At 36.4% G+C, this 23040-nt stretch carries 15 protein-coding genes; 5 read left to right on the top strand and 10 right to left on the bottom strand.

Annotation, left to right across the window (positions count from 1 at the left end):
- Positions 1 to 13 precede the first annotated feature (13 nt).
- Positions 14 to 3418: a DEAD/DEAH box helicase gene (locus CWS31_RS10200; protein ID WP_101344977.1), complete on the bottom strand. Its 3405-nt coding sequence runs from the start codon at positions 3416 to 3418 to the stop codon at positions 14 to 16.
- 297 nt (positions 3419 to 3715) lie between these two features.
- On the opposite strand from CWS31_RS10200, the gene CWS31_RS10195 reads away from it, so the two are divergent.
- The 5 genes from CWS31_RS10195 to CWS31_RS10175 all read left to right on the top strand — a co-directional run bounded on the left by CWS31_RS10195 (position 3716) and on the right by CWS31_RS10175 (position 10351).
- On the top strand, positions 3716 to 5089 hold the full coding sequence (locus tag CWS31_RS10195; protein ID WP_101344976.1) for a DEAD/DEAH box helicase: 1374 nt from the start codon (positions 3716 to 3718) through the stop codon (positions 5087 to 5089).
- A gap of 426 nt (positions 5090 to 5515) precedes the next feature.
- Complete coding sequence (locus CWS31_RS10190; RefSeq protein WP_101344975.1) at positions 5516 to 5830, top strand: isoamylase early set domain-containing protein; 315 nt, start codon at positions 5516 to 5518, stop codon at positions 5828 to 5830.
- Between the two features lie 76 nt (positions 5831 to 5906).
- Entirely contained in the window at positions 5907 to 7223 is a 1317-nt protein-coding gene (glgC, locus tag CWS31_RS10185; protein WP_101344974.1) for a glucose-1-phosphate adenylyltransferase, read from the top strand.
- A 372-nt stretch (positions 7224 to 7595) separates the two neighbouring features.
- The gene (locus CWS31_RS10180) at positions 7596 to 9089 is read left to right on the top strand and encodes a DUF1800 domain-containing protein (RefSeq protein WP_211355822.1); all 1494 of its coding nucleotides are present in this window, start codon (positions 7596 to 7598) and stop codon (positions 9087 to 9089) included.
- Complete coding sequence (locus CWS31_RS10175; protein WP_246143476.1) at positions 9089 to 10351, top strand: DUF1501 domain-containing protein; 1263 nt, start codon at positions 9089 to 9091, stop codon at positions 10349 to 10351. The genes CWS31_RS10180 and CWS31_RS10175 overlap by 1 nt, the downstream gene beginning before the upstream one ends.
- A 270-nt stretch (positions 10352 to 10621) precedes the next feature.
- On the opposite strand, the gene CWS31_RS10170 is transcribed toward CWS31_RS10175, so the two are convergent.
- From CWS31_RS10170 to tssE, 9 genes are all read right to left on the bottom strand, one after another.
- Positions 10622 to 10969 (bottom strand): hypothetical protein, encoded by a 348-nt coding sequence (locus CWS31_RS10170; protein ID WP_148747757.1) that lies wholly within the window; start codon positions 10967 to 10969, stop codon positions 10622 to 10624.
- The gene (locus tag CWS31_RS10165; RefSeq protein WP_170252851.1) at positions 10969 to 11595 is read right to left on the bottom strand and encodes a tetratricopeptide repeat protein; all 627 of its coding nucleotides are present in this window, start codon (positions 11593 to 11595) and stop codon (positions 10969 to 10971) included. Before CWS31_RS10165 ends, CWS31_RS10170 begins: the two co-directional genes overlap by 1 nt.
- Positions 11596 to 11638: 43 nt before the next feature.
- Complete coding sequence (locus CWS31_RS10160; protein WP_101344970.1) at positions 11639 to 14488, bottom strand: tetratricopeptide repeat protein; 2850 nt, start codon at positions 14486 to 14488, stop codon at positions 11639 to 11641.
- Complete coding sequence (locus CWS31_RS10155; RefSeq protein WP_148747756.1) at positions 14488 to 15948, bottom strand: tetratricopeptide repeat protein; 1461 nt, start codon at positions 15946 to 15948, stop codon at positions 14488 to 14490. The genes CWS31_RS10160 and CWS31_RS10155 overlap by 1 nt, the downstream gene beginning before the upstream one ends.
- 167 nt (positions 15949 to 16115) lie before the next feature.
- A complete protein-coding gene (tssH, locus tag CWS31_RS10150; RefSeq protein WP_101344968.1) occupies positions 16116 to 18836 on the bottom strand; it encodes a type VI secretion system ATPase TssH in 2721 nt (906 codons plus the stop codon).
- A 253-nt stretch (positions 18837 to 19089) separates the two neighbouring features.
- Positions 19090 to 19560: a hypothetical protein gene (locus CWS31_RS10145; RefSeq protein WP_101344967.1), complete on the bottom strand. Its 471-nt coding sequence runs from the start codon at positions 19558 to 19560 to the stop codon at positions 19090 to 19092.
- A 4-nt stretch (positions 19561 to 19564) separates the two neighbouring features.
- Positions 19565 to 20749 (bottom strand): type VI secretion system baseplate subunit TssG, encoded by a 1185-nt coding sequence (locus CWS31_RS10140; protein ID WP_101344966.1) that lies wholly within the window; start codon positions 20747 to 20749, stop codon positions 19565 to 19567.
- A complete protein-coding gene (tssF, locus tag CWS31_RS10135; RefSeq protein ID WP_101344965.1) occupies positions 20713 to 22548 on the bottom strand; it encodes a type VI secretion system baseplate subunit TssF in 1836 nt (611 codons plus the stop codon). The genes CWS31_RS10140 and tssF overlap by 37 nt, the downstream gene beginning before the upstream one ends.
- A 2-nt stretch (positions 22549 to 22550) precedes the next feature.
- On the bottom strand, positions 22551 to 23039 hold the full coding sequence (tssE, locus tag CWS31_RS10130; protein ID WP_101344964.1) for a type VI secretion system baseplate subunit TssE: 489 nt from the start codon (positions 23037 to 23039) through the stop codon (positions 22551 to 22553).
- Position 23040 lies beyond the last annotated feature (1 nt).

Below are 23040 nucleotides of genomic sequence, written 5' to 3'. Positions count from 1 at the left end.
TCACTCATAAATATTAGCCAAGTGGTGCCAACAACGACTCTAAAATATCATCGGTTAAACTCAGCTTATTATCACTCACTTCTTCAGACAACAACGCTTTAGCTAGCTCTGCTTTATTTTGTTGTATTTTTTGAATTTTCTCTTCGATTGAATTTTCAATAATATATTTATATACAAATACAGGCTTGTCTTGACCTATACGATAAGCTCGGTCAGTGGCTTGGTTTTCAACTGCAGGGTTCCACCAAGGGTCAAAGTGAATAACGGTATCCGCGGCCGTTAAGTTCAAACCAACACCACCTGCACGTAGGCTGATTAAAAATACCGGCACATCACCATTTTGAAATTGATCAACCACTTCTTGTCGTTTAGTTGTCGCGCCTGTTAATTTAACAAAATTAATACCTGCATTTACTAACTCGTCTTCTATTAAGGCAAGCATACTGGTAAATTGTGAGAAGATAAGAATTTTGCGGCCTTCTTCAATTTGCTCAGGCAGAGTTTCCATCAGGTAATCAAGCTTAGCTGACTGATTAACTTTTTTAGCGCCTTCAAGTGATAATAACTTAGGGTGATTACACACTTGTCTTAGCTTGAGTAAGGCGTCTAATACTTCTATTTGACTACGTTTTAAGCCTTTATCAGCAATGATATCTTTTAAACGTCCATCCATTGCTAAACGCACTGATTCGTAAAGCTCAGCTTGTTGACCTTCAATACGTAGGGTTTGAATAATCTCTGTTTTTGGCGGTAATTCGGTGGCTATTTTGTCTTTGGTTCTACGTAAAATAAACGGCTTAATACGCTGGTTCAATAACTGTTTGCGCTCTAACTCGCCGTGCTTTTCAATTGGGTTTCTAAACAGTTTAGTGAACTGTCGTTGTCCACCTAAAAATCCGGGGAGTAGAAAGTTAAATTGTGCCCAAAACTCGCCTAAATGGTTTTCCATAGGAGTACCCGTTAGGCATAATTTATGTTGAGCTTTAAGTAACATAAAGGCTTGGTATAGCTTCGTTTTAGTATTTTTAATATAGTGCGCTTCATCAAGAATAAGGTAGTAAAACTTTTGCTCCTGATATAGCTCTAAATCTTTAGTTATTAACGCATAACTGGTGATAATGATATCTACAGCTGGAGTAGACTCCGCATTATCGCTCTGCTCGCTGTTGTCAATTGACTCAAGACAACCAAAGTTTTGATGGCGTTTAGTACCGTGTAATACTTGATAAGAAAGCTCAGGGGTGAATTTTTCAATTTCATTTGCCCAGTTAAAAATAACACTGGTAGGCGCTACAATCAGTACCGGTTTAGTTAAACGACCTGCCTGCTTTTCAATGAGTAAATGCGCCAAAGCTTGAATAGTTTTACCTAAGCCCATGTCATCAGCCAAAATACCATTTAATTGATATTCTCGTAAAAACTGTAACCAGTTTAAACCTTGTTGTTGATACGAGCGCAAAGTCGCGTTTAAACCATCAGGAACTGCAACAGTGGTTACCTGTTGAAAGTCTTTTAATTTGTCTGCTAAAGCGCGTAACTTAGCTGTGCCTGTGGCAATCAAACCTTGATCGTCTAGCATTGACAAGGTTTGATGACCTTGAAAACGAGATAACTCCATAGTGCCGTCATCGTTTAACGGATTTGGCATAAACAATTCAATAAACTGTTTTAATATAGGTTGTACGCTTTGGTAACGTAAAGCGACAAATTCACCATTGTCTAAATCAACATAAATAGGTGCATCTGGTGAAATTAACTTTTCTTTTTCTCGATCAATTAATACTGAGCGCGGTAGTTGTTCAATCGCACTCAACAAAATAGGAAATGCAGGCATTTTTTTGCCATCAATGGTTAAATTTAAACCCAGCGAGAAAAAATCATGATCATCGGTTTCAATCACTTGTGCATCAAACACGCTATCTGTTGAAAGTGCTTTATAGTAAAAGTTATCAGCGAATGTAATGTGCCAATTAAGCGCTTGTAATAAAGGTAATTCTTTATGTAAAAAAGGATGCCAGTAGTACGGAGCTTCCATTAACATTGAAAACTTAGGCACTCTATTTTTATTTAGATAATCTTGGTTGGTAAAAGTAAATTGCTTGGCTTTAGGCTGCGCAATAAAGTTTAACGCCGATAGTTTATCAATAACAGATTGCTCAAAAGCTAAATCACGATAGAGTTTTATTTCCTGCAACTCTTCAACTTCATGGTCATCGTTGTTTGTCGCTATGTCTGCTTCATGTTCAATAACACTATTTTTACCTGAAGTATTAGCTGGAGTAGATATTGTGATTGTCGCATTCTCATTATGTGGGTTTACTAAGGTACCTTGATAAGAAAAATTAACATGCACATAGCCTGTTTTAGGGCTACTTTTTGATGGTGTAGAAAAATGCAAATACACATCAGGTTTTGACAATTCTTGTGAAAATTTAGTTTTCGGTTTTGGCAAACGTTGTACCGCTTCACCTAACGACATTGACAATTTATTTAACACCCAAGGCAATTTGTCTTCTTCAAAAATAGGCGAGTTAAGTAAGTCGGCCTCAAATTCACATTGGGTATTGGTATTAATTTTACCAAAAGTATTATTGTCAGAATCATAGTAACAAAGCGGTTGAGCTTTAATAATTTGAATACTGCTTGATGGTTTGTCAAAAACGAGTTTTAAAGTATGTAGTTGATTATCAAGCGCTATCCACTGCCACTGTGCTGCTAATGGCTCGCCTAATTGTAAAGGCTCGTCGAGGTTGTAGTCACTGTGCCAAAAACAACGGTTGGTATTAATAATACGCTCGAATAAATCAAAATATTTAACCGTATCACCAAATTGATTAGTACGAATAAGCTCAGTGATAACCGCCACGTCATCATTGTTAGCATAAGCGCTATTGATTAACGCATTAGTAGAATATTCACCACCAAGGGTACTGCTCCAACCACCACTTTTTTTAGGGCGAGTTGATTTGATTAATAAGGTATAAAAGTCATCTTCGTTGTAACTATTGGGTTTTAAAAAATAAAGTAACGATTTTTGTTGGCTATTCGTTGGGTAACGACTAGGTTGGGCTTGAAAATTACTCAACCATTTATCAATGATTTTTTCAGAGGTAGCAATGCTTTTGTAGTCAAAGTGCTGTTCAATATAATATTTAGCCAATGCAGCGCCATGTTTACAGTCTCGGCCGATATAGCAATCGCAATAACTTGAAATATTATTGTTTTTAGAGTCAGAAACTAAACGCGTTAAATAACTGGTTTGGCGAGAGCGTTCACTAAACACCACTCCTCGAATTGTATCACCGTCAAGTGCACAGGTTTTAATGCCTTTTGCATTAAAAATTCTTACGCCTTTTTTCCATTCATTGGTGGTAAAGTGCTTTTCGAGTAATTGAGGGGTAAAAGTGTTGTTGGCCATAAGCTTTTATTACTAAGAATTCCAATAGACTGATAAATGAGCAAATTAATGCTTAAACGTTTAACTATTACTTTTTAAAAGGACATTCAAGCTTAACAGCTTATGACGAACAATTCATTGTATCATTGCAGTATTGTCGCAGTATTAGCGAAATAGTAATGCCGAGAGGTTAGTTGAGCTAAAAAATATAATTCCCTTACTCAGCTCTAAATACGCTAAAATAGCTAATAATTACTTTGTTACATTGCCCGTTACATAAATTTACTCCACTTTACTTTAGTTTGAGCCAATACCTTAATGACCCTTGATACAAATCTTTCTGAAAAAAATATTCCCAGTGCAAATACTTTCGCGAACTCTTTTGCAGAGCTTGGTTTAATTACACCATTATTGGCTAGATTAGCCGAGCTTGATTATAAGCAACCAACACCAATTCAAGCGCAAGCAATTCCAAGTGTATTAGCAGGACGAGATTTAATTGGTGGCGCAAATACCGGTTCAGGTAAAACAGCAACCTTTGCTTTACCGCTATTGCAACAACTACGCAGTGAAAAATCCTCAGTGGGCAGTAGTAAAACGAGTAGTAGCAAAACAAGTGATAAAGGTAATTTTGTTAGTCGTCTTATTTTGGTGCCAACTCGAGAATTAGCGAAACAAGTTGCTGATAACATTAAGTCTTACGCAGTACATTTTAATGGTGATATTAAAGTTACGGCTGTATTTGGTGGCGTATCCGTGAATACGCAAATGTTAGCATTACGTGGTGGAACTGACATTCTAGTGGCAACACCAGGTAGATTACTTGATTTAATATCAAGTAATGCTATTAAACTTGATAAAGTAAAAAGCTTAGTACTTGATGAAGCCGATCGTATGTTAAGCCTCGGCTTTACTGATGAATTAACTGCGTTATTAGCTTTAACGCCTAAGCATAAGCAAACCTTATTATTTTCTGCCACCTTTCCTGAGCAAGTGCAATCTTTAACGCAAGAGCTACTCAACAACCCTATAGAAATACAAGTGCAAAGCGCCGATGCAAGTACCTTAGTACAGCGGGTATTTACCGTTAATAAAGGTGATAAAACAGCAGTAGTTGCACATTTAATTCAACAGCATAAATGGCGACAAGCACTTATTTTTGTAAACGCTAAACATCACTGTGAACACTTAGCCGAAAAGTTAGCAAAGCGTGGTATAACGGCTGCAGTATTTCATGGTGATAAAGGTCAAAGTGAACGTAATCGCGTACTTGATGGCTTTAAAGCAGGGGAGATTGATATTTTAATTGCTACGGATATTGCAGCTCGTGGTTTAGATATTGATAAACTGCCCGTGGTTATCAATTTTAACTTACCAAGAAGTCCTGCAGACTATATGCATAGAATTGGACGAAGCGGTCGTGCCGGTGAAGTTGGGCTGGCGATATCACTTATCGACCATGAAGATTATCACCATTTTAGTGTCATTGAAAAGAAGCATAAAATACGTCTTGAGCGTGAGCAAGTTGTCGGCTTTGAAGTGTCTGAAATTGCAAGTGACTCAATATTAGCAGCAGAGCTGGCTGCAAATAAGCCAATGGCAAAACCAGAAGGCACAGGTAAGAAAAAGCGTAAAAAGAAAAAACCGACTATTAATGATGATATTTGGAGCGGTATTACTAAATCCGAGTAAATCAGACTCTTTATCTACGTCGACTTCTTTAATATTAAATTTAAAACTAACCATACAGATAAGTTTAATACTTTATCTTTCGCCTTAATTCACCACCTCAGATCATAGCTATGGTTTTGAGGTGGAAAATACAATTCCTCCTATAATTATTTTTCACATCATCATTACTTTTAATTGACAATCAATTACTTGCCAGCATTGTTTTTTATTACTCTAATTCAACTCTAGATCGCTATAAATAAATCAGGAAAAAAATTTATTTATATTCATTTTTACGTCTGTATTTTTCTTTATTAATTTCAGTGCTGTATGAAATATTTAATAAAAGCCTTTATTTAAAGGGCTTTTTGTTTACCTTCCTGTTTACATTATTGTAAGTACTGTTGTAAGCTAAGGTGATTTTTTAATTAACAGGATGTTATAAATATGATCTCTAAACGTACATTTAAAACCAAAGATGAAACCGAAGTGACTTTTATCTTCAGCCGTGATGATGTTAAAAAAGTAGAACTAGTGGCTGATTTTAATCAATGGCAACCTTCGTCAATGAAGTTTGATCGAAAGAACAACCGGTTTACTGCAAAAGTTAGATTACCTAACGACAATATCTTCCATTTTAAATATTTACTTGATGGCAAAGAATGGGAAAACGACTATGCCGCTGATCACTATTTACCAAATGTTTTTGGTTCAGAAAATAGTGTGGTTTCCACTGTTACTGTCAACTTAGCTAAAAGCTAAATATATAAAACAAAAAGAGACAATTAATTTAGGGCAATTATGCTCGCAATATCGCTAAAGTTAGATGGAATTTAACATGACAATATCGCAACGCCGTTACATAAGTGAACTCACCAAAGACACCTACGCCTTGATCCTTGCTGGCGGAAAGGGTAGCCGTTTACATGAACTTACTGAGTGGCGGGCTAAACCCGCAGTTTATTTTGGTGGCATCTTCCGCTTGATAGATTTTCCGCTTTCCAACTGTATTAATTCAGGTATACGCCATGTTGGTATAGCTACTCAGTATAAATCACACTCACTTATTCGACATGTAAATCGTGCATGGGGACATTTTAAAAAGGAATTAGGGGAGTCGGTAGAAATTTTACCTGCGTCACAACGCAAAGGAGAAGACTGGTATTGTGGTACTGCCGATGCTGTTTATCAAAATATAGATATTATTAGAAAAGAATTGCCTAAATACGTGATGATTTTATCAGGTGATCATGTTTATAAAATGGATTACGGTGATATGCTCGCTAAACACGTAGAAACGGGAGCAGATATGACAGTGTGCTGTATAAAAACATCCGTGGAGGAAGCCGCTGGCTCGTTAGGCGTGCTACATGTGGACGCTCAAAACCGTGTTAAAGGTTTTCAAGAAAAACCAGCCATCCCAACTGAAATACCCTCAGAGCCAGGCAAAGTGTTGGCTTCAATGGGGAATTATATATTTAACCGTGAATTCTTATTTGAACAATTAAAAAAAGATTCGCAGTGTAGTCATTCTGGTCGTGATTTTGGTCACGATATTATTCCTTCAATTATCAAAGATTGTCATGTTTTAGCTTTTCCCTTTGTTGATTCTGATAACAAAGAGAATGCTTATTGGCGAGATGTGGGGACGATAGACTCTTATTGGGAAGCTAATATGGGCTTGCTGGCACCACTACCAAAACTCAATATGTACGATAAGCATTGGCCAATAATGACTTATCAAGAACAACTAGCACCAGCTAAATTTGTTTTTAATGAAGAGGTTCGCAGAGGCTCAGCTCATGATAGTACAGTGGCAAATGGTTGTATTGTTTCAGGAGCAAAAATTGAGCATTCATTGTTATTTTCCAGTGTACACGTGCATTCGTACAGTGTAGTACGCGACTCGGTATTACTGCCCAATGTTGAGGTGGGTAAAAACTGTCAAATTAACCGCGCGATTATTGATCGAGGTTGTATCATTCCTGACAATATGACAATCGGTTATAACAATAAAGAAGATAGCTTTAATGGCTTTCGTTTATCTGAAAAAGGCATAGTGTTGGTTACTCAAGAAATGATTGATGCATTAGCCGTAAAAACTAAACAAGAAGAGCAATTAGTACGCTTTACCCGAGAACCCTATGAAGTTTGAATGATGACATAAATGTCTCTTTCTGAAATAAGTGGGATTAAAGCAGTAATGGCGATGTACGTTACTGCTTTAATTTTATTTTACTCAACCATTATTATCCATTCCTTTGGTTATAATATTAAATAACGAATATTCAATTTCGTTCAAGAACCTTGTTTTATTCATCACTTGAACTCATCACTTGACGTTATTGCATGAATTTAGCGCTTGAAGCTATTACTTAAAATTACACAAAGTAAAGTTGTGTAAATCAACTAACTTTATATTCTTAACTAGCTCTATAGTGTGAAGTTACAAGGTTAAAATTTAAGTTAAAACGTGAATCCTCAAAAAGTTAATACGTTATTCAATTTCGATTAAGGTAAAGTCTCAATGCTTAAAAATACCACAACAGCATTAACAATTAATAAAGCCCAAATTGCGGTGAATCGTTTTGGTTATGGCGCGCGAGAAGGTGAGTTGCTTCAAGCAGAAAGTAATCCTAAACAATGGATTATTGGGCAATTACAGCCAATAACGTTTAATGACGATTTTCCTAGTTCAGAACAGATATTTTTACAGCATGAGCAATATAAAATAGAACGTAATCGTCTAAAAAACTTAGAGCAGATGAACCAATCAGGCGAATCAACAAGTATGTCTATGCAAGAGCGTTCAATGGCTGAAAATGCAATAAGTTCGAAAAACTTAGCTGTTGACAATAACATGCAAAATCTCAAAAGCATGGCACGTAAAAATATGCGCGCAATGTCGGCAAACACCATTAAACAAGCAATTTCCTCATCGAACAGTGTTAGCTGGCGCTTGCTCGATTTATTTTCTAATCACTTTAGTGTTACCGCTAATGGACGATTAATGAGTGGTTTGTCAGCAACTCTTGAAAGAGAAGCGATTGCGCCAAATATGCTCGGGAAGTTTGCAGATTTATTACTGGCTGTAGAGCAACATCCGGCGATGCTTATCTATCTTAACAACGAAAAATCAATTGGCCCTAATTCTCGTTTTGGCAAAAAAAGCATATCTAAGAAAAATCAGCTTAATAAAACGAATACTCAAAATAAACCCAAAGGTATAAATGAGAACCTTGCCCGTGAAATTTTAGAATTACATACCTTAGGCGTAAATGGCGGCTACAGCCAAGTTGATGTAATTGAACTTGCTAAAGGCATCAGTGGTTGGACGGTATTAAATCCAAGTAAAACAAAAGACACAGGTTTTACTTTTAACGCTAAATGGCATGAGCCTGGCGTAAGATATCTATTAGGTAAACATTACCCTGATGATGGTGTTGCTCAGGGAGAAAAGATGTTGCGTGATATTGCAGCAAACCCTGCTACGGCAAAATATGTGTGTTATAAACTTGCCCACCACTTTGTCAGCGAAAAACCAAGTAAAGCATTACTCACCTCAATGGAAATGACTTGGCAACAAACCGATGGAGATATTAAACAAGTGATGATTGCTATGTTTAATAATGACGATGCCTGGCTTGATACACCGCAAAAATTTAAAACACCAAGAGAGTTTATTATATCAACCGGCCGAGCATTTGATGCCAGCAAGGTAAAAGATAACTTGATTTTAGGTAGCATGAAAGCGTTAGGACAAATGCCTTTTCAAGCGGGATCTCCTGCAGGTTACAGCGATAATGAAAGTGACTGGTTAGGGGCTAGCGCATTAATGGCTAGGATAGATTGGTCGGTTAAACTGTCTGCATTTCAAAAAAATATTAATGTAGAAAAAACAATGCAAACAGCATTGGCATTAGCGCCAACGTCTCATACTTACCAATCAATAATTAGAGCCGAAAGTCGTGAGCAAGCGTTAACTTTATTGTTAATGAGCCCTGAGTTTCAAAGGAGGTAATGATGAAGAATATTAAACACAAAACTGATAATCAAATCTCATCTGAGCTATCACGACGTAAGTTTATTAAAGCGGCTGGCGCTAGCTTGGCGTTATTGACGTTTCCAGGATTGGCAACATCGTTATCGGTAAAGAATAGCGCAGTAAACTCTCCTAAAAGCCCTAAAATAGTTTGGGTTTTATTGCGCGGAGCGCTAGATTCATTACATACTGTCGTACCAACTTTTGATACCCAATATCAGGTATTACGGCCTCATTTATCAACAAGCTTTAACAAGCCTTTATTACCGTTAGATAATGGTTTTGCACTACATCCCTCTTTAGTCAATTTACACCAATGGTACCAACAAAAACAATTAACACCTGTCGTTGCAGTATCATCAGGCTATTCTCGACGCTCTCATTTTGATGGGCAAGACTATTTAGAAAGTGGTGCAGGCAGTATTGATTACAATACTGGGTGGCTTGCTCGAGCAATAGATGTTAAAAATAAACGTGCCTTAGCCGTTTCGCGCTCAATTCCTATTAGCTTACGTAGTAGCGAACATGTTTTTACCTGGTACCCAACAAAATTAAAATCAGCCGATGATGATATATATCAATCACTCATTAACCTTTACCAAGATGATGAATCACTTAAAACAAACTTAATCAGTGGCTTAGAAGTGATGGGCGTTATAGGTAAAGAGGCTGTAATGCAAAAAGATAAAATGAAACAAGGCAAATTTGTTGAACTGAGCCAATCGTGTGCAAAACTAATGATTAAAGAAGAAGGCGTGGACTGTGCTATGTTAGAGCTTGGCGGTTGGGATACGCATAACAACCAAGCAAAGCGATTGGAGAAAAATCTAACAGAATTAGATGACGGTTTAGCTGCGTTAAAAACAGGTTTAGGGGGGGAGTGGCAAAACACCATTGTTATTGTTGGTACTGAATTTGGCCGAACAGCAAAAGAAAATGGAACAGGTGGAACCGATCATGGTACTGCTAGCGCATTATTTTTAGCGGGCGGTGCATTGTCGCCAGAAAAAGAAACATCAAAAGGAAATGTCGCTAATACGTCGTCATCTAAAGAGGTATTAATCGGCGGTAAAATAGCAGGTAAATGGCCAGGATTAACTGATACTGAATTATTTGAGCAGCGTGATTTAATGCCAACAACTAATAGTTTTAGTTGGATAGCTAAGGTATTAACACAACACTGGGGATTTACTGATGCAGAGTTATTACAGGTATTTCCACAGCTTAAACAGATCTCGTAACAGCCGGAAATTTAAGGGTAAGCTGTTCAGGTAAGTGTTCAAAATATTGTTGAAGTTATTGTTAAAGTTAAAAAGTAGCTGTAATGTATATTATTGTGGAAATAATATTCTGGTGACCGACTAGCGATTTTTTAGTGATCAATAACTGCGTTTTTAAAGAACATTTTGCTTGTTTTATAATGTTTTTGGATGCTCCTTGAACGCCGTATAAATTGTTGTACTAACCTATTTTTGCCATTTAGGCTAACATCTAGGTAAAATAACTCATAACTATTCAATGAGATCTTCTGGCGTTACTGGTTTAAAAACATCACCATATAAACTGTGTAACACCATGTTGTCAGGTTTTTGAGTAACTTTCTTTATTTCTTGCCAAGGGACGATATAGAGTACTTGTGGTAGCTCTTTATTACCTTTAATGAAGCTTGTTTTTAACTCAACTTTATCAGTGACTTCTATCACATCATTATCGTTTGCGGATGAGTTTCCACTTAATATTATAAGTGGTAACAATAAGATAGCCATAATAGGTATATTTTTAGATATTTGCTTCGTTAAGATTATTTTTTCTAATAACTTAACCGACATCAATAACCTTTTAATTATAAATAACTTCATTAATTACTTGCCGCCATTGTTGCTTTCAAACCTTCTAACCAGTTGGCAGTTGCTTCGTCTTTTTGTTCATTAAGTGTCAAATAACGTTGATAATGCTCAACTGCTAATGGAATGTTTTGCAGATAAACATCATAAAGTAATGCCACATTATAATGTGCCAACCCGTAATTAGCTTTTACGTTTATTGCCTGTAAATAATATGATTCTGCTAGTTTAATTTTTCCAGCTTTTTGTGCTAAATAACCGGCTAAGTTCAACGCTTGTGGCATGTTGGGATTTTTATTTAATGCTGTTTTTATATAAGTATTTGCTTGGGCTAAGTTACCTTGTTTAATACTGATCAGAGCTAAATTAGTCCAAGATCCTGCCATATTAGGTTGGCGTTCACTCATCGTGATGAATAATTTTTTAGCTCTATCTAACTCGTTATTATTTAAAGCAACAATTGCATCTTCATAAAGTTGTAGATCTTGTGCTGAAGAGTTTGTTGATTGTGCATCATGAGTTGAGTTGTTATTGCTGCTAGTATTACTACAAGATGTTAGAGTTATAATTGATAGAGCTAAAATAATGCTCCAAGTTAGTGACAAGAGTACTTTAATGCACTGTGTAAGTTGAAACGTCATATGCTTTGCATTTGTTTTTATCATCTTTATACTGCTGAAATAATTAATGTAAGACATTGATGAACTCCTCTATTTTTGGCTCACGCTGATATCTTATCGGAAATAATTTCTCTAATTTTTGATAACTTTTTTCTATCCATTGGTCGTATATATCATCTTTGGTGTATAACAAGTTAACTTCAAAAAATTCGATAGCTTTTTCTTCAAATGGGAAAGCCTGATCTTCTAATAAAAATAAATATTGTTCTTTTTCATCTTCGTTTAAATGCTCAGGTATCTCAGAGGTTAATAACGCCTGACCAAAGTCATTATAAATATTGGCAATTTCATAGGTAGCTTCAGTTGCGGTTTCGGCAATACCATAAGATGATGCTCTGGCGTAATAATTAACACTACTTTGCATGGCTTGTTTTTTATTTTTAAGGTTAACTTTTAATGGGGCAATAAGTTTTATTTTGGCGAAACGAAGTTGCTCAGCACGTGCTATTGAAAGTGCAGCATGAGAAGCAATAAATTTAGTGTGCCCATTTTTGAGTGAATTAGGCGTCTTCTTATCAACAGCTAAAATTTTCTTTTGCCAGGTCATACTGGTTTTATGATGATTACGCGCGGTGTTTAATTTTGCTAGTTGGTGTAATGATTCAAAGTAGGGTACAAACGGCGTAGTGTAGGTATTAACATACTTTTCATAACTTCTGATTGCTGACGCTATATCACCATTACTTTGATATAATTCAGCCGCTTTGAGTAATGAGGCCATTTTATAATCTTTACTGTTTTCATTACTCGATAGTTTCTCTAATTCATTCGCAGCAGCAATATCTTGTTTTGAATTTAGGTAAGCAAGGGATAACTTTTTAGTGACATCGTTGGCATTTTTATCGTTAGGGTATAACAATCTATAGCGTTTAATATATTCAATTGCTTGTAACCATTGTTCAGTTTGAATTGATAAAGCAATAGCATCGTATAAACCAGCAGAGGCGGTGTCTGATTGTGGCACTTGTAGAGAAACTCTTGCGTAATGCTCAATCGCTATTTGGGTTTCATTTTGCTCAGCTGCACTGCTACCTTGGTAGAATATAGCTAAAGCCAGTCCTTCTTGCGCATCAATTCGCGCTCTATTGCTGAGTGTAGGGTTATCAACTAAAGCCATAAAAGTGTTTTCGGCGGCTAAATACTGCTTGGTTTGAAAATAAGCATTGGCTTTAACTCGGTTTATATTATTAACTAAAGTGGTGTTTTTATCGCTTACCATCATCTCAGCTAGGGTAAGCGTATCAGAGTATCTTTCATTGCTATATGCAAAATCAGTTGCATGGGCGATCACGTTAATGGTTTGTTTATCGGTAGGGTATTGCTGCGCATATAAGGTTGAATAGTCAATAACATGATTAAGCCAATCAGCTTTGTCTTTTGCTTTGCTGCTACTTGCACTATTAGCACTTTGATATAAATCACCAGCCAATAAAATAGCCTGATAGGCTGCATCTTTATTAGTTATAGTTTGTTCGTCAAACCCAGCAAGTTGATAATAAGTATAGGCAAGCGCTTTATCGTTATGCTGTAAATACAAAGATGCTAATAAAAGATTGATATTGTCTTGACGAGAAAAAGCAGAAAAATGCGTTAAGTAATTTTTATACCAACGTTCAGCACGTGCAAAGTCGGCAGAATTGTTACTTTTTTGATAAGCATTATGGTAAGTTGCTGTTTCCACTAAAATGTGGTCTTTAAGGGCGCTATTACTCAGTTCATATTGTTTTTTATAACGATATTTATTATTAACCCAGTAACGACTGCTTGGTTGGTAGTTTGAATAAAATTGTTCGAAAGCGGCTTTTCGCTGTTCAACAAACCCAGCTTCTTTCCAAATGTTTATTATCTTTAATGCGGCTTGTGCTGAAAACTCAGCGTTAGGGTATTCTTTAATGTAACTATCTAAGGTGTTTACCGCATCGTTATAGCGCTGCTGTTTTAGAAACGTATCACTTAAATTACTATAAACATGATACAAGTTATTTATATGATCGGTTTGTTGAAAGTACAAATTAAGTGGCTCTGCACCGCCTAAGTAGGAAAAAGATAAGCCCATAGCCCGAAAGTATTCATCAAACAAATTTTGTTGACTAGCGGTTAATTGATCATATTCTTGAAAGTCATTGAAATTAATAACTTGTACAAAATCGTCTGCAGCTTCAATATAAAACTCTTGCTTAAAACGAGACCAACCGCGTTTATACAAGGCTTTTTCATAAAAAACAGAATTATTTTTAGCAATAATTATATCGGTATATTTATCTTCCGCTTGGCGATATTGTTTAGCGCTAAAGGCATACTCAGCTAGCCTAAATTGAGACTCTAAATAGTATTTTGATTTTGGATAACCTTTGACTAGCAAACTTAATGCATTGTGGGTTTCTTCATAATCACCGCGTTGATCGTAAGCTTTAGCCAATTGATAAAGAGTTACATCGTTATGCTTAGCATTGGGGTAGTCTTTAATTGATGTTTCTAATAGCTCAATAGTTCGGTTGAGTTTTTCACTTGCAAGTACTGCTTCTGCGGTTTCAGTTGCAGAGCTTTGCTGTAACTCTTCAGACAGTTTAAATTCTATACTCGCTAATCTATTTAATGCATCGGCGCGCGATAAGTCTGATTTTGAGGCATTTTTTAAATAGTTAATGTAGGCATCTCGAATATCACTTTCAGATTTAGCGATTGTGTTATCTTGTTTAGCCTCAGCTTTTGAGTTTGTATTGACGTTAGTACTTTCGATATTGTGTAGCGTTTGTCTTTCAACAGTTTTGTCGTTACAAGCCATCAATAAAAATGAAAAGGCGAACGAAACAATGATATTTAGTCGTGGTAGTGTAGATATTTTCCGTAACATTATTGTGTATCCGCATTATTTTTATCAGTATTATTATCGAACAGCCTAGCTAAGCCATACCTTGATTGATTCAAATAGCTTTGTAAGTGGCTCACTCTAATGCTAATAAGGTGTGATGCCATTTTATCGGCTAATAAATTGTACTGTTTGTTTAGTTCATCAATACCTTGTATTAATTTTTTTCGGTCGGGTAATGTCTCATTCGAATTTTCAATAAAGGCTTGGAATTGTTCAGCATTATTACGCTGAATAAAGGTATATTTAGGATATAAAGATAAAAAATTGATACGCGTATCATCAATATGTAAGTTGGCCCCGTTAGCTAAGTCTATAGGATGAAGATTAAAGTTTATTGGAGATTTAATTAAGCTATTTAAGACGAATATTTTAGTTTGATAAAAGCTGGCTGCTTGTGAATAGCCTAGCGATGCGGTATCAAATTGCTCAGATTTTTCATAGAAAAAGGGCATTAATAAGTAAGCTTCATCGACGGGTAAGTCATCCTCTTCTTTAGCTTTTAATACGCGTGTTGTATTTAAAGCACCAATATAATCGTCTTGATGTGCTGCAGTTAAAGCGATACCCAGTAATGCTTGATTGCTATAACGACTAGAAACCCCAACAGATTGAAACGCTTTTCTAGCATTGCGGTAATAGGCTTGATTGAGTAATGAGTAGCCTAAAGTGATATAGAGTCTATTTAAGGTTTTCTCTGGTACTTGTGGTAATGCATTATGTGCTTCAAGTAATTCTGATATTATTTGGTGACCTTCTGTCCACCAACCTTGGCGAAGGTTCGCTAAAGCTATATTTAACTGCGCCGCAGTATAGTAAGTTGAGGTATTAGGGATTTTTTCATAGGTTGTCATCGAGAGGCGATGCTTACTTTGTTTTTGTAGAGCAATACCTTGCATTAATAAAGCATGGTTATATTGCTCTTGTGGTAAATGTCCTAAATCATTTTCAAGGTAAGTTACGGCTTGTGCCCATTGTTCCCGTTGAAAGTAAAAATCAGCAAGTAGGTAGTTCAGTTGCGTATTAATTCTATCATCACCTTGTTCATTTATTTGGGTAATGAGTATTTTTGCATTAATTAACGCGTTGTTATCCAGGACAGTTTTAACCAAAGAGATAACTTGAGGTTTATCATAATCGCGAGTAAGTAAGAAGGCATTTCTTAGGATAAGTGCAACCGATTTTACGGATTGGTTATTATTATTTTCATTTTCAACAGCAGTTGATAATTCAGCAATCGAGTTGAATCGTGTTGCTTGAATTTGAGGTGTTTGAATAATATTTTTATAAAAAATATTGGCAAATTTTTGATGTGCTTGATCAACAGCTTGTCGCTGGTTATCAAAGCTATTTACTTCTGTTGCAAAACAGGTGAGCTGAGTGAGTAAAAATAAGCATAGTAAACTTTTATAAATGGTGTTCATGCTAATGTTAGTAATACTCATCTTTTTTATCATTTTATTAAATAGTTAGTTTCAGGGAATGCTTTGTTTAACGATATATAACACGATAAAGTTATACTTTATCGTGTTATATATTATCAATAGATATGCTTAGTTAAGATAGGTTCTACTTAAATAAGTTAAGCTCACATAAGTTAAGCTCACATAAGTTAAGTTAACTGGTAAGTAAATAAACCATCTTCAGTTACATTGACTTCAATGTGCGATATCTGCTCGTTATTTGAAAGCTTAGTTAAACACTCTACTGCCATTTCAGGTAACAAGGTACGGGTTAATATATTTTCAATATTACGCGCGCCAGTATCAACTTCTTGGCTTCTGGCAAGAATATGTAACAATACTTCTTCATCATAACTAAAGCCTGCGTTGTAATGTTCTTTAACGCGTTTAGCAATTCGGTTCATATTGATTTTACATATTTTCAGTAAGTTATCATCACCCAGCGGGTAATAAGGAATAACTGTGGTTCTTCCCAAAAATGCAGGTTTAAAGTAGTTAAGTAATTGCGGTCTGAAGTTATCAAGTAATACTTCTGGATCTGGCAACTCTTCACTTTGGGCGCAAATAGCACGAATATGCTCTTCGCCCGCATTTGAGGTCATAATGATAACTGTATTTCTAAAATCGATATCACGGCCTTCACCATCTTTAATGGTGCCTTTGTCGAACAAGTTATAGAAAATATCTTGCACACCCGGATGCGCTTTTTCCATTTCATCGAGTAGAATAATACTGTGTGGTTTTCTACGAGCAGCCTCAGTTAAAACACCACCTTCGCCATAACCAACATAGCCTGGAGGTGAGCCAAGTAGCATAGATACTTTGTGCTCTTCCTTAAACTCAGACATGTTAATACAGGTAATGTTTTGTTCACCGCCATATAATTCATCAGCAAGGGCAAGGGCGGTTTCAGTTTTACCAATACCACTTGAACCAACCATAAAGAATACGCCAACAGGCTTACGCGGATCGGTTAAACCAGCGCGTGACGTTTTAATACATTCTGCAATGGCTTCTAACGCATGGTCTTGACCAATAATGCGCTCTTGTAAAATGTCTTTTAAACCCATAATCGATTTAATTTCATTAGCCACCATTTTACCCACAGGAATACCTGTCCAGTTAGCGACAACTTCAGCAATGGCTTGGCTACCCACGTTTACTTGAATCATCGGCTCATCGCCCTGCATTGACGTTAATGTTGCCATTAATGCATGTAATTCATTTTTGGCGGCGGTAATTTCTGCTTCAGTAAGTAAACCAGCGTCTTCAATTGGCTTATCTTCGCCAGAAATGTCTTTATCTGCAGATTTATTGTTAGTATCAGGTTGTTCAGAAAGGGTTAGACTTTTCTCTATCTTTTTCTGTAAACCGTGTATTTTACTAACAATATCAAGTTCTTCTTTCCATTGTGCTTCTTGTGCAATAAGTAACTCAGTAAGCCTTACTTGTTCGGCATTTAATTCATCAATAGCTGCTTGATGATCGCCTAGAGTTGCTTGTTCACGGGTTAATGACTTTATCGTTGTTTGCGCTTGTGTAATACCACGACGAGTGTTTTCAATCGCTTCAGGTGTTGCACTTTGGCTTAATGAAACTCGAGCACAGGCGGTATCAAGTAAACTAACTGATTTATCAGGTAACTGACGTGACGTTATATAACGGCTTGAGAGTTTAACTGAATCAACAATCGCTTCATCCATGATTCGAACACCATGATGACTTTGTAATACTTGAGCGATTGCGCGCATCATGTTGATGGCTTTTTCTTCACTAGGCTCTTCAATTTTAACTACTTGGAAACGACGTGTTAAAGCAGGGTCACGTTCAAAGTATTTTTTGTATTCTGCCCATGTAGTTGCTGCAATAGTACGTAATTCACCACGAGCTAAGGCTGGCTTTAATAGATTTGCAGCATCGCCTTGACCTTCTTTACCACCAGCCCCAATTAAGGTGTGCGCTTCATCAATAAACATTATGATAGGTTGAGGTGACGCTTTTACTTCAGCGATTACTGATTTTAAGCGGTTTTCAAACTCTCCTTTAACACTCGCGCCGGCTTGTAATAATCCTAAATCGAGTGAGCGAACACAAACTCCTTTTAAGGCGTCAGGTACATCACCAGAAGCAATACGCAGAGCAAATCCTTCAACCACAGCGGTTTTACCAACACCCGCTTCACCGGTTAATATAGGGTTGTTTTGACGGCGACGAATTAAGATATCGATGATTTGACGAATTTCTTCATCACGACCTAAAATAGCATCAATTTTGCCATTTTTAGCATCTTCGGTTAAGTTGACTGTAAACTTGTCTAATGATGGCGTTTTACTTGGCGCGCCAGTGGCTGCAGCTGAAGTGTTTGATGTGTCGCCCATAGCATTAGACAGTGACTCTGCCGTTGTACCAACAATAGATCGGGTTACTTCGCGTAACGATTCAGGCTGAATTTTCTTTAATTCACCCGATAAAGCGGCAGTTGATTGACGCATACTGTCATCTAACATTAAGGCTGTTAAAATATGTGCTGAAGTAGCAACATTATGACCATATTCAACCGAGGCAAGCATCCATGCATTTTTACTTAATTCAACAATGGTTGGAGATAACGCAGGGGCTCTGGTGTTACCACCTTTAATACGATCTAACTCGCGGTTTAGATCTTGGTGTAGTTTACCTAGATCAATTTCAAATTTATCAAAAATAGCTAATATATCGCTATCAGGTACTTCTAATAACTTTAATAACCAATGTTCAACTTCAACATTATAATGTGTACGAGCAAGACAAAGTCCTGCCGCGCCTTCTAGCGCATTACGTGAGGTTTCGTTTAATCTACCCACTAATGATTTTAAATCAATTGTAACCATATTTATTCCCTAATTTATTACTGATTTGTTGTTAAGTATTGTCACTTATTTTCTATTTTTTTACTTTTATTAGGATCTGTTGATCTTTCGATATTACTTTTACAAGTACTGTCTTTAGGTTCATTTAAAACGAATTTACGCTTTGTTGCTCGCTTCTTAAAATAGAATGACTATGATTCAAAGCTCGCACCGCGATTAAATACATTGTAAATTGAATAAATTTTAACCCTGAAAGATCAACAGACCCTATTAATTAACAAACGCCAGGTACATTTTTACAACACGCGATGCCGCAAATTTTAGTAACCGTATTGTGTTCATTATAAAACTCACCTATACCACCAGAGCGTAATATCCATTGATACTTTTGATCACCAATATAGGCCTCACCAGAGACAAAACACGGTAGGCTTTTCGCTTTAGCACTTATACTCTCCTCGTTAGTTGAAGAAGAGTAATGATAGAAACTTTTTAATTTTTCCGCGCTAACAAAAAAACCTTTACAGGAGTCAACCATTTCCGGCCTTGTTGCAATACTTTGGCCTTGAGCAATCACATTGACTTCTGTTAACTCGTTAGGATTATTATTTGTTGAGCAAGCATTGAGAGTCATTAGAAATAATAAAAACAAGCTTAAACTGATTACGTTTCTTATTAAAAAACGTGATTTTTCACTCATTACAATGGTATTAAATATAAGGTTATTATTACGAATATTTATCATCTTGTTATCTCGCCGAAATTGGAATATCAACCACAGTATTGCCATGTTCGGTTTTATTTTTGCTGCTTGATAACCAACTTGTCCAACCCAAAATTGGTTTGTTTTTAGCGGCAAAACTGACATCAGTGGGTAATTCTTTTTTTAAGGTACGTAAGGTAAAACTATAGTCATGTTCAAACCCAAGATAGAGACGTACTAACTCATCTAACGCCTTTAAATAAGGTGTATGTGGGCTGAACTTTTTTAATTGCGCAGCGGTTAATGGGCCTAGAATAATATTGACTTTTCCTTGTGCGAAAAAGCCTGACTTACCTAGCATGACTGTTCGGCCCAGTTGATTGTTTTGTCCAAGGCCTCCTGTCATAGGTAACCTTGATCTAACGTCATCAATTAGTGGTTGCCATTGTCCAACAAATTCTTTTATTTCAACGGGTAAACTAAAGTGACTCTCAAGAATTTGCTTAAGCCCAGATGCGCTTCGCACAGAGTTACTGAACAAACCCGCATAGTGTAGCAAAGATTCATCTTTTGTATAAAGTCGGTTAGTCAGGTTGTCAGTACCTAAGCCAACTAACGACAACAACATTTTGGTAAAATTATCGGTTTTTGCTTTACTAGCACTTTGATTGACACTTTTACCTAATACTGAGTTGTATTGCTCAGTAGTATTCGTCGTGTTTGAGACTCGTTGCTTAAGTCGGCAACGCTCATACTCTAATGGGGCAAAATATTTAACAGACGATTGAAAAAACAATGAGGCGATTCGGTGGTTAAATAAATTAAAAAATTCACTAACTGTTTTATCTTTTACCTTAAGTCGTTTTAATACTGTTTCAGTATAATGATAAGGTAATACGCCATTACTGCCGGTTAAGCCAATAAAGTTTAATGTCATTTTCCATTGATTATTGTCGTTACCATCCAGATCTTGATGATTTGGGTATAAGGGCTCAATCGAGTATATTTCAGAAGAAGGAAATGATAATGATTGATTACTCGTAAAACGAATACACTCAGATAGTGGCGGCATAAAATGCCCCACCGATTGAATGGCAGATATTGTAAAAGCGTCGTTATAATTATTACTGCGCTCAATAACCCTCACTGCTTGCTTAAAAGAAAACTGATGTGGGTATTGTGCTAATTTATCTATTACAGCAGTATTTTTTCGCCAGCTCGTGGTGGACATTTTTTAAAGTAACCTTCTTTATTTTTTGTTTTTATCAGTAATCGAGTAAATGAATTAATAGAGCAATATAAACCAAAAAAATGCTCTAACATGCTTGAAAATAAGTAAACACTACTACCGCTTAGTAGTGAGTCATCAATATTTACGGTGATTTCTATGCCTCGGCACATGGCCGTATGTCCATCAATCGTTAAGGGGGCACTAATTGGCTTTGCTTGCACTTGCGTAATTGACTCTATTAATGTGCGTGTTACCGCTGAGGTTTTAAAGTCGTATAAACGTAATATTTCTTTTAGGGCTAAACAAGCGTCATTGCCGCCCGTTAAGGATAAAAAGTTTAAGTTTAAATGCGATATTAATCGCCATCTTGCGTGATCGCGTAATGGTGGTCTAATTACTTGTGTTGGCTGCATAAGATAACGAATAGCAGAGCAAGGCGGTGCACTGTCAGTACATTGTAAGTGTGACTCACCAACTGAGTAAGGTAACTTTTGTGGTAAATCCCTGTTACTACAGGTTGTTTCTAGGGTGATGGTGCGATCTTCAGGTATGTTAGGATTAAAGTTTAAATCGACTAACGATAAAAATACATCAGTCCCTTCATCCCTATCATAGGTATCAAGTTTGGCGTTACGGCGTGCTGCAAACCAGAACGCATGAGAATTACTTTCTTGCTGCTCATGATTCATACCATAAAAAGGTAGAAAATCAACATCATCACCGTAATAAGACGCCGCAGTAACTTTATCAATACTGTAAACTTCAAAGCCTGTTGTTCGACGGGAATCAGGGGTGACTTTGTATTCGTGCTGAGTATGATCAAGCTTTATTGGATCAGCACTGTGTTTAAATAAATTTACAATGGGGGTACAGCCTAAGTTGAATGTAGATTTAGAAATATTGTGCTCAAGCTCAACGTTAGTATCATTCAGGTAGATATATAAATCTAAAGTATCGCCTTGATGTTCAATTAATTTTTTACCTAAACCGACAATATCTATAAACATGAATTTTTCGGGAAAAGCAAAGTATTCTGTAAGTAGTCGATAGCCAATAAAAGAAGACGCCGGGTAGGGCAGCATACCTTCATCTGTTGAAAACCCTACTGGTTGAATTGCATTTAAACCTATATCTGCAGGCTGAGTATCTTGCTCAGAGGTTGCTATAAAAGTACGATTACAATCATTTAATAGCATTTGATATAAAGGGTTAATATGTTGCGCCTGACCTTTAAGATAAAAGCGTAATTTATTAATGTCTAAATCGGCAAAGTTAATGTCTTTGGAGAATGTTTTAAGTGAAATTTTGAGTACGCTGTCAGCGCCTCTAATATTTGCTGAACCGGGTGTGAAAAACGGCTTAGCCATTAACGTAGCCGATATTACTTCTATGGGTAATAGCGGAATTTCATAACGAGTCGTAAATCGACAATTTTCACCTTTAAAGTGAGTTGTTTCTAACAACGTACCACTGGGAATAGTGTAATTTGAGTCAAGTTGATCTTTATCGGCAACAAATTGCACAATAGACATGGACGGTATTGGTCGCTGATAATGTGGATATAAAGTACTTAATAGTGCATCACTTATTTCAGGAAAGTCATCATCTAACTTATGCTGAATACGGGCATTTAAAAAGGCAAAACTTTCGATTAACCGTGAAACATGCGGATCTTCAATGCTGTCATTATTAATCCCTAAGCGTGAAGCAATTTTAGGATGTTCTTTCGAAAATTGAGCACCAAGTTGGCGAATATATACCAACTCTTTTTCATAAAAGGGGAGTAGTTCATCAGACATAATTATAGTTCCTTAACGCTTACCGAGCGGGTAACAGAATCAAGCATTGAGTCGTAAACAACAACTTCGGGTAATGGATCGGCATAAATAACGGTGTCAATTCTAAAGCGTAAAGTACGGTCTATACTATCCGAGTTTTCAATAAATGATACACGCACCGATTTAAATCGCGGTTCATAAGTTCTTAACGTATTTTCTAAGTGAGTTATAAACTTTTTACGTCGTTCAATATCCATAATATTTACGGTAGCAAGATCTGGCAGGCCATAATTGAAAATAGACTTGTCTACTTCTATTAAGTCGCTACTAGGTTGTATTAAATGAAACCTAGTGTTTAATAAGTACTCTAAATCTCTACGAATACTGCTACGTAATTGCTTTAACACTTGGTGATGTTCCATTTTTTGCTCAACCTTATTATGCGGTTCATCATCAAAAAGGCGATCTAAAATGGAAGGCTTTAATTTCTTATCTTTCTCAATACGTGCCATC

The organism is Colwellia echini, assembly GCF_002843355.2.
Classification (GTDB): domain Bacteria; phylum Pseudomonadota; class Gammaproteobacteria; order Enterobacterales; family Alteromonadaceae; genus Colwellia; species Colwellia echini.
This window is presented reverse-complemented; position numbering and strand designations above follow the sequence as displayed.

Coding starts and splice junctions, on each gene's coding strand:
- CWS31_RS10155 (WP_148747756.1), bottom strand. CDS start 15,948: ATGAGTATTACTAACATTAGCATGAACACCATTTATAAAAGTTTACTA.
- CWS31_RS10180 (WP_211355822.1), top strand. CDS start 7,596: ATGCTTAAAAATACCACAACAGCATTAACAATTAATAAAGCCCAAATT.
- CWS31_RS10160 (WP_101344970.1), bottom strand. CDS start 14,488: ATGTTACGGAAAATATCTACACTACCACGACTAAATATCATTGTTTCG.
- tssH (WP_101344968.1), bottom strand. CDS start 18,836: ATGGTTACAATTGATTTAAAATCATTAGTGGGTAGATTAAACGAAACC.
- CWS31_RS10200 (WP_101344977.1), bottom strand. CDS start 3,418: ATGGCCAACAACACTTTTACCCCTCAATTACTCGAAAAGCACTTTACC.
- CWS31_RS10170 (WP_148747757.1), bottom strand. CDS start 10,969: ATGAAGTTATTTATAATTAAAAGGTTATTGATGTCGGTTAAGTTATTA.
- CWS31_RS10145 (WP_101344967.1), bottom strand. CDS start 19,560: ATGATAAATATTCGTAATAATAACCTTATATTTAATACCATTGTAATG.
- glgC (WP_101344974.1), top strand. CDS start 5,907: ATGACAATATCGCAACGCCGTTACATAAGTGAACTCACCAAAGACACC.
- tssF (WP_101344965.1), bottom strand. CDS start 22,548: ATGTCTGATGAACTACTCCCCTTTTATGAAAAAGAGTTGGTATATATT.
- CWS31_RS10165 (WP_170252851.1), bottom strand. CDS start 11,595: ATGACGTTTCAACTTACACAGTGCATTAAAGTACTCTTGTCACTAACT.
- CWS31_RS10140 (WP_101344966.1), bottom strand. CDS start 20,749: ATGTCCACCACGAGCTGGCGAAAAAATACTGCTGTAATAGATAAATTA.
- CWS31_RS10195 (WP_101344976.1), top strand. CDS start 3,716: ATGACCCTTGATACAAATCTTTCTGAAAAAAATATTCCCAGTGCAAAT.
- CWS31_RS10190 (WP_101344975.1), top strand. CDS start 5,516: ATGATCTCTAAACGTACATTTAAAACCAAAGATGAAACCGAAGTGACT.
- CWS31_RS10175 (WP_246143476.1), top strand. CDS start 9,089: ATGATGAAGAATATTAAACACAAAACTGATAATCAAATCTCATCTGAG.
- tssE (WP_101344964.1), bottom strand. CDS start 23,039: ATGGCACGTATTGAGAAAGATAAGAAATTAAAGCCTTCCATTTTAGAT.